Origin of the sequence: Streptosporangium minutum (genome assembly GCF_002149035.1) — a bacterium.
Taxonomy (GTDB): domain Bacteria; phylum Actinomycetota; class Actinomycetes; order Streptosporangiales; family Streptosporangiaceae; genus Streptosporangium; species Streptosporangium minutum.
This window is the reverse complement of the sequence record NZ_NGFP01000325.1, coordinates 1-9,103: the sequence shown is the minus strand read 5'-3', so window position 1 is coordinate 9,103 and position 9,103 is coordinate 1. Positions and strand designations below refer to the sequence as shown.

The 9,103-nt window shown below is 72.8% G+C and carries 8 protein-coding genes; 4 read left to right on the top strand and 4 right to left on the bottom strand.

What is annotated here, in order from left to right; genetic code table 11:
* The first annotated feature begins 410 nt into the window (after window positions 1-410).
* On the top strand, window positions 411-1,604 hold the full coding sequence (locus tag CA984_RS39905; RefSeq protein ID WP_086578557.1) for a hypothetical protein: 1,194 nt from the start codon (window positions 411-413) through the stop codon (window positions 1,602-1,604).
* A gap of 136 nt (window positions 1,605-1,740) precedes the next feature.
* On the opposite strand, the gene CA984_RS39900 is transcribed toward CA984_RS39905, so the two are convergent.
* From CA984_RS39900 to CA984_RS39885, 4 genes are all read right to left on the bottom strand, one after another.
* Entirely contained in the window at window positions 1,741-2,406 is a 666-nt protein-coding gene (locus CA984_RS39900; protein WP_086578556.1) for a MarC family protein, read from the bottom strand.
* Between the two features lie 114 nt (window positions 2,407-2,520).
* Window positions 2,521-3,825 (bottom strand): arginine deiminase, encoded by a 1,305-nt coding sequence (locus CA984_RS39895; RefSeq protein WP_086578555.1) that lies wholly within the window; start codon window positions 3,823-3,825, stop codon window positions 2,521-2,523.
* Window positions 3,826-4,135: 310 nt separating this feature from the next.
* The gene (locus CA984_RS39890) at window positions 4,136-5,131 is read right to left on the bottom strand and encodes a phosphotransferase family protein (RefSeq protein ID WP_086578554.1); all 996 of its coding nucleotides are present in this window, start codon (window positions 5,129-5,131) and stop codon (window positions 4,136-4,138) included.
* Complete coding sequence (locus CA984_RS39885) at window positions 5,128-5,565, bottom strand: hypothetical protein (RefSeq protein WP_086578553.1); 438 nt, start codon at window positions 5,563-5,565, stop codon at window positions 5,128-5,130. Before CA984_RS39885 ends, CA984_RS39890 begins: the two co-directional genes overlap by 4 nt.
* Before the next feature lie 228 nt (window positions 5,566-5,793).
* Between CA984_RS39885 and CA984_RS39880 the strand changes: the two genes are divergently transcribed.
* The 3 genes from CA984_RS39880 to CA984_RS39870 all read left to right on the top strand — a co-directional run bounded on the left by CA984_RS39880 (window position 5,794) and on the right by CA984_RS39870 (window position 8,968).
* A complete protein-coding gene (locus tag CA984_RS39880; RefSeq protein WP_086578552.1) occupies window positions 5,794-7,038 on the top strand; it encodes a styrene monooxygenase/indole monooxygenase family protein in 1,245 nt (414 codons plus the stop codon).
* 297 nt (window positions 7,039-7,335) lie between these two features.
* Complete coding sequence (locus CA984_RS39875) at window positions 7,336-8,427, top strand: YihY/virulence factor BrkB family protein (protein ID WP_207621216.1); 1,092 nt, start codon at window positions 7,336-7,338, stop codon at window positions 8,425-8,427.
* A 64-nt stretch (window positions 8,428-8,491) separates the two neighbouring features.
* On the top strand, window positions 8,492-8,968 hold the full coding sequence (locus CA984_RS39870) for a low molecular weight protein-tyrosine-phosphatase (protein ID WP_086578550.1): 477 nt from the start codon (window positions 8,492-8,494) through the stop codon (window positions 8,966-8,968).
* Window positions 8,969-9,103: the final 135 nt, after the last annotated feature.

The window sequence follows — 9,103 nt, the reverse complement described above, 5'->3', positions numbered from 1 at the left end:
GTACAGGGCGTCGCCGATGGAGGCATCGGCGGGGAAGCTCCATCCGGCCGGGCGGGCGGCGGGCGGGCCGTCATCGGGGACGACGGCTCCCGGCTCGTAGCGGGCCAGCAGGTTTCCCTGAAGCCGCGGACAGGCGGGGGTGCGGGCCGGCTCGGCCCGGCGGCGGCATTGTTGAGACGTCCGACAGCGGCCATCACACGAGACGGCCATGCGGGGGCGGGTACCGTCTGGACGTGGTATTCATGCACCGGACTTCCGGCGACAGCGGACGCAATCCGGACGTCGCCTCTGAGCGCCTTGCGCGTGGATGGCCGGACCCGAACGGCACGGAGATCCCGGTGCCGGCCGGCGGCCAGGCAGAACGCCGGCCGGAACCGCGGGATGGGGGCTTCATGCGGCGGATGGGCGCAATGGCGGCGGTGTCTCTCGCGCTGGTCTCAGGCGGCTGCGCGTCAGGGGCGGGCAGTCCGGAGGGCACGCCCACCAAGGCGGCCGCGCCCGTGGTCCCGCCCGCCGTCGGGAGCGCGGAGGCGGTGGTCGTCTCCCAGAAGGACTGTCCCGAGCCGGCCCGCGCCGCTGACGGGTTCCAGGCGGCCTCCGTCCGGCCGAGCTGGAAGCCGCTCCCGGGGAGCGGTGAGGCGGGCGTCCTCCGGGGCGGTGTGATGGCCTCGGACGGGGCGTTGTGGGCGCTGCGCGACACGGGAGAGGGCCTCACGACGCCGGTCCGGTGGAAGGACGGCCGCTGGGAGACGGCGGCCCTGCCACCCGGGGTGAAGGCCGTCAAGGCCCTGGCGGCGAGTCCCGGCGGCGAGATCTGGGCGGTCCAGCCGGGGGCGGAGACATGGAAGGGCGGCGTGCTCGGGAGCGCCGGGTGGCGGGGGTCGACGCTGACCGTGCCGGGCAATGTGAGGGAGGACGGCCCCGCCAGCGCGCACGGCGGCTGGGTGAGCTTCGGCGTCGCCGCCGTCCACTGGGACGGCACGGGCTGGAAGCGGGTGGACCTGCCCGCCGGCCAGGGAGGCGAGGGGGCCTCCGTCGGATACCGGCTGTCCGGCTCGGACGAGGAGGTCTGGGCCGTGCCCGCCGAAGGCCCCAAGGCTGTGCGGTTGCGCGACGGCGTGTCGCAGGTGGTGGAGTTCGCGCTGCGGATCGACGCGAGGGAGGCCATCCACGACACCCAGGGCGGCGCCTTCTACCCGCAGGCCGTCGCGGTCGTCGGCGCGGACGAGACGTGGGTGCTCGGGGCCGCGGCGTTCGGCACCCATTACCTGGAGGAGGGCGAGGACACCAAGGCCGGGCGGGTGGTGGCGCTGCGCCACACGCAGGGCACGTGGCGCTGCACGTGGGGTCCCTTCCACCGGGAGAACTTCGAAGGCGCGTTCGTGGACGCGGTGCCGGACGGGGATGGCGGGCTGTGGGCGGTGACGGCGGAGTCGACGCTGTGGCACCTCAGCGGCGGGCGCTGGACCAGGGAGCGCCTGCCTGCCGACGAGGGTGCGGAGCCGCACGTCACCGACCTGGTGGCCGCCGGCCATGAAATCTACGCGCTGGGATCAGTCGCCTCGGGGGAACAGTCCCACGGGGCGCTCTGGCGCGCCGGTTAGGCGGTCTCCCGCCGCCTGCCGTTGACCGGCGGCCCCCGGCCGCGACCGCGGCCGGGGGCCCGCTATCACCAGCGACAGGGCTCACCGCCACGACACGGGGGACGGGAGGATCACCTCGCCTCCGGCGGGGATCGCCTCACTGGTTGAGGCGGGCGGTGACGAGGTCGGTGAAGCCGTTGGCGAGCAGGATCACGGCGATCGCGGTGAGCAGGATGCCCGCGACGCGGTCGAGGATCATGGCGCCTTTGAGCGAGATGCGGCGCTGGACGTGGCCGGACAGATACAGCGTCAGCCCGGTGACCGCGGCGAAGCACAGGGCGGCGATCGACAGGGCGACCTTGTCCTGCGTGCCGGTCGCCGAGGCCGAGGCGGCGACGCCGAAGGCGAAGGTGGTGCCGCCGACGGTCAACGGGAAGCTGAGCGGGGTGAACAGGATCGACTTGGGATCCGGGACCGGCTCGGGCGGCAGCGCGGTGCCCTGTCTCTCCCGCTCCTGGAGCTTCTCCAGTTCCTCGACGGCGCCGGCTTTGCCGCGCATCAGCGGGATGGACGCGTACGCCAGGGCGATGCCTCCGGTGGCGGTCAGCGCCGCGGTGCTGATGCCGAGCAGTTTGAGCAGCGGCTCGCCGACCCACAGCGCGGCCAGGACGAAAACGGCGACGTTGAACGCGAGGCCCAGCGCCAGCCGGTTGACCTGTCCGTGATTGTAGGGCCGGACGATCGGCAGATAGGACGCCAGCGCGGCGACGGGGCTGTAGAGCCCGAACAGGGCCAGGAAGAGAATCAGTGCTGGGTGACTCATCGCGGTCCTCCCGCCGTGAAGCTGATGGCCGCCGATCGTGTGCCGGATCGGCTGCCGCCGGTCACGGGGGGATGGCGCGGGGACGGCCCCCGGCCCCGCGCGTCGCTTCGGGACCTAGACCGGGTCGCGCAGGATGGGGCAGGTCATGCAGTGCCCGCCGCCGCGGCCCTTGCCCAGCTCGAAGCCCTCGATCTCGATCACGTCCACGCCGTGCTCGCGCAGCTTCCTGTTGGTGAACTCGTTCTTGTGGTACCCGACCACGACGCCCGGCTCCAGGGCGACGAAGTTGCTGCCGCTGTCCCACTGCTCCCTGGCCCGCTGGTAGTCGTCTCCCCCGGTGGGGACGATGTCGAGCTTGCCTATGCCGAGCGCGTCCTCGAACGCGGCGGCCAGGTTCGGCTCCCGGTGCACCTCGACGGCGCCCTCCTTGTCCCCCGGCCGCAGCGAGTAGACCGCCGCGTTCTCCACGACCGGCGGGTAGCCGGTGGCCTTGTCGACGTCCAGCAGCGTAAACACGGTGTCGAGGTGCATGTAGGAGCGGTGCGGCGGGATGTTGACCGCGAGCACCCTGGTGGCGGCCCCGGCGGCGAACAGCTCCCTGGCGAGGTGCTCGATCATGATCGGGCTGGTGCGCTCGCTGACGCCGATGGCCACGACGCCGTTGCCGATGGGCATCATGTCGCCGCCCTCCAGCGAGGCGCGGCCGAAGTCCTCCTCGTCGAAACTGCCGTCGTCGCCCATCGGCGGGTACCAGTAGGCGAAGCCGTCGCTGGCGAACATCGGGTGGAAGTGGTAGACGATGCTCTGGTTGATCGTCTCCAGACGGCGGGCGTGATAGTAGAGCGGGTTCAGCGAGACCCCGCCGTACAGCCAGGCCGAGGGGTCGCGCTGGTAGAGCGAGTTCGGCAGCGGCGGCAGGATGAAAGATCCCGTCCGGGCCATCGCGGTGACCAGGGAGCGCGCGTCGAAGCCTTCGCGGCCGGCTTGGGTGGCGGTGACGAACTCCTCCTTGGTCAGCCCGCCGATCAGGTGTTCGGCCAGCTTCTCCCCGCTCCAGGAGGCGAGCTCGGCGCGGACCTCGTCGACGAGGACGGGTCCCACCGTCAGGTGGCTGACCATGCGTTCCACGGCGTGCCGCTTGGCCTCGGGCGCGGCCTCCAGCGCCTCGGCGAGCAGTTGCTGGTGGTGGAAGACCTCGATGCCGCGGCCGCGCATCATGGCCACGAACGCGTCGTGCTCGCTCTGGGCGCGGCTGACCCAGAGCACGTCGTCGTAGAGCAGCTCGTCCTTGTTGCTCGGTGTGAGCCGCTTCAGGCTGAGATCGGGCCTGTGCACGATCACCTGCCGCAGTGTGCCCACCTCGGAGTGGACTCCGTATTTCGTGCTCACAACGTCCCCCGAACGTTGTCGAGGAAGCATCCGCTGATGCTCCGCTGAGAAATGGGCCGGGCGTCTGGCGGATCGCCTGCGGCACGTACACGTGGCTTTCGCGTACCGACGTGTTGTGTCCGTTGTGCCCCGGGTCAGCCCAGCTCAAGCGTGCTCTTGGGCGGATGCGCACTTACCGTCCGCCCGTCCGGGGCACCGCGGGCGGGCACGTCGCCGCTCTGCTGAGCGGCCACTGCGGGGACCGGGGTCCACGTGCTGTCCACCGAGACCGTGCCGGGCGTCGAGAGGGCGGGGCCGGCCCGGCTGCGGCCGGGCCTGGGCGCCGCCCCCGGGGCCGTGGTCAGGTCAGCTCGGCCAGCACCGCCGCCAGGTCGTCGTAGGTGCCGCGGAGGCCCTCGGCGTTGCCCAGGCGGTGGCGCTCCAGGCGGACGGCCCCGATATGGCGGGCCTCGTAGATCCGCGAGCGCCACACCGCGGCGGCCGAGCGATCCGGCGCGCCGTAGCCGTCGCCGTCCCAGAACGCGTCCCGTTCAGTTCCGGGCCTGGCCAGCGCCATCCGGATCGTCCAGTCCGCCGAGGGGTCGCCCCACAAGGTCCGGTCCATGTCCAGCACGCCGATGATCACGGGCTCCGGGGCCGTGTCGTCGAGCATCACGTTGACGGTCCACAGGTCACCGGAGAGCATGCGCGGCTCCGTGATCTCGTCGAGGACCGCGTGATGCCCGGCGGCGACGGCCGTGACCTTGCGCAGGTCGGCGGCGTCCAGCCCGAGGCCGTCCAGGTCGGCGGCGATGTCCTGCAGAGACGCGATCACCGCCTGGCTCCAGGTGGTGTGCGGCGGCCCGGCGACGGGGCCGAAGTGCGGGCCGCGCACCGCGTGCACCGTCTTGGCGATCGCGCCCATCTGCCGGAAGAAGCCGGGCCGGGCCGAACGCGGATAGTCGCCGAGGCGGTCCGGGGCGGGCACGCCGTCGAGCAGGCTCTGAACCATCCAGTCCCGGCCGATCACCTCGTGCGACCAGTCCGCCGCGATCACCCGCGGCATCAGCGGCGCGATCGCCGTGAGCCACGGCACGCTCGCGTACTCGTTGCGCATCAGCTGCCGCTCGGACCGGAACTGCCGCTCCGGCTCCGGGGCGACCCGCAGGATCACCGGCCGTTCCTGCCCGGTCACGGTGACACGGTAGGTGGTGTTGTACATCCCCAGGCCCAGCTCGACGGCGGAGACGGCACGGGCGCCGGCGCCGAAGACGCGGTGGCAGATCGACTGGATCTCCTCCCCCGTCACCGACTGCTGGAACGCCTGCGCGCTGCGCTCGATCGGCTGGAATCTCATTCCGCGTCCTCGCCTTCGGGGGGGCCGGCGAGCGTGCGTGCGGCCGCCACGTCGTTCTCGTCCCACCCCCAGTGGCCGTCGCGCCCGTCCTCCCTGGCCTGTTCGTCGATCCACCGGTTGTGCGCCTCCCAGGCCGCCTGCTTGCTGGTTCCCAGGGCGGCGCCGATCTGCGACCACGAGGCGCCGGCCCGGCGGGCGGACCGCACGGAGAGCTGACGTCCGTAGCCCGCCTTCCGCGCGATCACCTCGCCCAGCGCGAGGAGCTCCAGCGCCTCGCCCCGCGTCAGGGGCTCCGCGCCGGGGTCAGGCGGCGTGAGCACGGAGTCTTCCTCGTCGGCCGGTGACGCCAGGGCGTCCCGGGCGCGCAGCGCGTCATAGCGCGCGACCGCGGTCAACAGGGTGAACCGGAGTTCGAGTTCGTCAGGAGTGGACATGACCCCAGTATTTCGTCAGGCCACCTTGACGTCAAGGTGGCCTGACGTCGATCCGCCGGCTTTCCGGAGCCGGCTGTGCGAGCCGCGCCGGCCGGCGCCGGGTCAGGCGTGCCGGGTCAGGCGTGCCGGGTCGGGCGCGGAGCAAGCGTGGGGCAACCGCTCCCCAATCGCCTATTGATCGCCCGCCAAGAGTGGTAAGGCGCAATAAGGGGAAGAAGGGAGAAACACATGACCTCCAGGGGAATCGGCGTCGTCGGCGCCGGGATTTCCGGTCTCACGCTGGCTCTGCGGCTGCAGCAGCTCGGCGTGGACGTGACCCTCTACGCCGAGAGCTCCGCCGACGGGATGCGGCGGAGCCGGCTGCCTAACACCGTCGCCCGGATGAAGGCCACCCGCGCCCGCGAGCAGGCGCTGGGCAGCGAGCACTTCGCTCTGGCCGGCAGCCTGTCGGACACCGCGAAGATCTCGATCAAGGGTGAGCCGCCGCTGGAGTTCCAGGGCGCGCTGGAGCACCCCTTCCACGCGCTCGACTTCCGCCTCCTGATCCCCGCCTTCCTCGACGACTTCACCTCTCGCGGGGGGCGGCTGGTGGTGACGGAGGGCGCCCCCGGCGCGGCGGAGGTCGAGAGGTGGTCGGCGGACCACGAGCTGATCGTGGTGGCGGCCGGGCGGCGTTCGGTGGCCGAGCTGTTCCCCCGCGACGACCGCCGCTCTCCCTACGACCGCCCGCAGCGGTCGCTGCTGGCCGGCCTCTACTCCGGCATCGCTCCGGCGGGCTTCAGCTACAACGTCTCGCCGGGCTGCGGGGAGATCTTCCAGATGCCGATGTGGACGCGGGACGGCCTGGCCGCCGGGATGCTGGTCGAGGCGATCCCGGGCGGCCCGCTGGAGCCCGTCACCCGGCTCTCCTACCCGGACGACCCGCGCGCCTTCACCCGGACGCTGGAGAGGGTGCTGGCGGAGCACGCGCCACGGATCGCCGAGCGGATCGACCCCCGCTCGTTCGCGCCGCTCGGCCCCGACGACCTGCTCCAGGGCGCGGTCACGCCGGTGGTCCGTACGCCGGTCGCGAAGCTCTCCACCGGGCGGGTCGCCCTTGCCATAGGCGACGCGTGGATCACCAACGATCCGATCACCGGCCAGGGCGCCAACCTCGGCTCGCACTGTGCCTGGGTGACCGCCGAGGCCATCGCGGGGGGCGGGCCGTACGGGGAGGAGTTCGGCCGTTCCGTGGCCGCCGAGATGTGGAAGGTCGCCGGACCGGTCACCGAGTGGAGCAACGCCTTTCTCCAGCCGCCCGCCGAGCACGTGTTCCGGCTTTTCGCCGGCGCCGCCGTGCACAGGGGCCTGGCGGACCACTTCGTCAACCTGTTCAGCGACCCCGTCGCCGCCTGGGCCGTGTTCTCCGACCCGGTCCAGGTCGACGCCCTGCTGGCCGCCGCCCCGGAGGTCTCCCTGCCTGTGGCGCCATGACCCCGCCCGCCCCGCGGGCGCGGCAGGTCGCGCGCGGCCGGGGACGCCTCGCGACGCGCCTCGTCCGGGAGCACGGCGGGCACGGCGGGCACGGCGGGTTCGACGGGCTCGACGGACCGGAAGGGCGGCTCGGGGTGGACGCCGAGCCGGAGTGCGATCGGCCGCCGCCGGCGCACCATACGGCAGCCGTGAGGACCAGAGAAAGGTCATTATCGGGCAATTGGTTCATAAAGCCGCTTCCTGGGTAGCCGCTCTGCCGACATGGGAACCGCGACGAAAGTGCCGCAGACACGGAGCATGAGCGGCGAGGAGCTCTCGGCCGACCACGCGTGGACGACCCTGCGCAGGTACGGCCGCTGGCACCTCATCCGTGACTCCTTCGCCAGATTCAGGTACGGCGACGGAATGACCAACTCACGGGCACTGGCCTTCCAGATCTGCCTGTCCATCATCCCCGGCGCCATCGCGCTGGTCGGGCTGAGCTCGGTGCTCAACCAGGAGCAGCTCGGCCAGGTGCTGGAGCTGACCCTGAGCAGAATCGCTCCCGGAGCCGGGGTCGAGGCGGTCAAGGACGTGCTCGCCGACAGCCACCGGCAGGCGGGCCGCACCGGGGGGACCCTCGCCCTGTGGCTCGGCCTGGTCACCGCGCTGTTCTCGCTGACCAGCGCCATGGCCCAGGTGGAGCGCGGGGCCAACCGCATATACGGCGTGGAGCGCGACCGCCCGTTCCATCGCAAGTACGGCAAGGCCCTGCTGATGGCCGTCACCGCCGGCGCCTTCATGACCGTGGGCTTCGTGGTGATGGTCGGCGGCGGGGCGATCGGGCGGGCCCTCGCCAAGGTCTACGGCTGGGGCGACGGCATGATCGGCGCGTTCACGCTGGTCCGCTGGCCGGTCGGTTTCCTGCTGGCCCTGCTGTCCGCCTCGGTGCTGTTCCGCGCCGCCCCCCGGCGCAGGCAGCCGGGTCACACCTGGCTGGCGTTCGGCGCCCTGGTCTCACTCGTCCTGTGGACGGTCTTCACCCTGCTGCTGGCCCTGTACACCGAGCACAGCGGCACCTTCGGCGCCACCTACGGCCCGCTCACCGCCGTCATGGCACTGCTGCTGTGGTCCTTCCTCAGCTCGATGGCGCTCTTTCTCGGGCTGGCCTTCGCCGCGCAGCTGGAGGCGTGCCGCGGCGGGAGCGCGGGGCCGGTCGAGCCGGATCCCGGGCCCACCGCCGAGGAGGAGCGGGAGCCGCTGGTGGGGGCCGTCGGCGCGGCGGTCGCCGAGACCGCGCGGGGACTGGCGCGGCTCTGGCGCAGGCGCCGGAGGCGGGGACCCGGCGGGGCGGCGCTCCGGCGGCGGCCCCCGGCCACGCCGGTGAGCGCGCCGGTCGACCGGGGGTGACCGCGCCGGACGGCGGAGGGACCGCCGGGTCCGCGCACGGCCCGGCAGGCGGCATCCTGTGGGGATGAGCTACCGCGTATGCGTTGTGTGCATGGGGAACATCTGCCGCTCCCCCATGGCCGAGGTCGTGCTGAGGAAGACGCTGGCCGACCACGGGCTGGGCGATGTCGTCACGGTCGACAGCGCGGGCACGGGCGGCTGGCACCAGGGCCACCCGATGGACGAGCGGGCCTCGGCGATGCTGTCCGACAACGGCTACGACGGCTCCTCGCACCGGGCCAGGCAGTTCCTGGCCGACTGGTTCGGGCAGGTGGACCTGGTGCTGGCGATGGACACGGAGAACCTGCGGGCTCTGCGCCGCCTGGCCCCGGCCGGCTCCGAGGTGCGGCTGTTCCGCTCGTTCGATCCGGCCGCGCCGCCGGGCGCCGAGGTGCCCGACCCCTACTACGGCGACCGCGAGGGCTTCGCCGACGTGCTGGAGATGGTCGAGGCCGCGTCCGAGGGACTCGCCGAGCACCTGTCGCGGACTCTGCGCCGCTGAGGACGATCCCCGGGCGACGGCCCGGCCGGCTCCGCCGAACGGCGTCCGGCCCGCTCCGCCGGGCGCCCCGCTGCCCGTCCAGCGCCATCCGGGCCACCCCGCTGCCCGTCCAGCGCCATCCGGGCCACCCCGCTC

What these genes read in the sequence shown, in the direction of transcription:
- CA984_RS39905 (WP_086578557.1), top strand. Translation starts at nt 411, where the DNA reads ATGGCGGCGGTGTCTCTCGCGCTGGTCTCAGGCGGCTGCGCGTCAGGG.
- CA984_RS39900 (WP_086578556.1), bottom strand. Translation starts at nt 2,406, where the DNA reads ATGAGTCACCCAGCACTGATTCTCTTCCTGGCCCTGTTCGGGCTCTAC.
- CA984_RS39895 (WP_086578555.1), bottom strand. Translation starts at nt 3,825, where the DNA reads ATGCTTCCTCGACAACGTTCGGGGGACGTTGTGAGCACGAAATACGGA.
- CA984_RS39890 (WP_086578554.1), bottom strand. Translation starts at nt 5,131, where the DNA reads ATGAGATTCCAGCCGATCGAGCGCAGCGCGCAGGCGTTCCAGCAGTCG.
- CA984_RS39885 (WP_086578553.1), bottom strand. Translation starts at nt 5,565, where the DNA reads ATGTCCACTCCTGACGAACTCGAACTCCGGTTCACCCTGTTGACCGCG.
- CA984_RS39880 (WP_086578552.1), top strand. Translation starts at nt 5,794, where the DNA reads ATGACCTCCAGGGGAATCGGCGTCGTCGGCGCCGGGATTTCCGGTCTC.
- CA984_RS39875 (WP_207621216.1), top strand. Translation starts at nt 7,336, where the DNA reads ATGAGCGGCGAGGAGCTCTCGGCCGACCACGCGTGGACGACCCTGCGC.
- CA984_RS39870 (WP_086578550.1), top strand. Translation starts at nt 8,492, where the DNA reads ATGAGCTACCGCGTATGCGTTGTGTGCATGGGGAACATCTGCCGCTCC.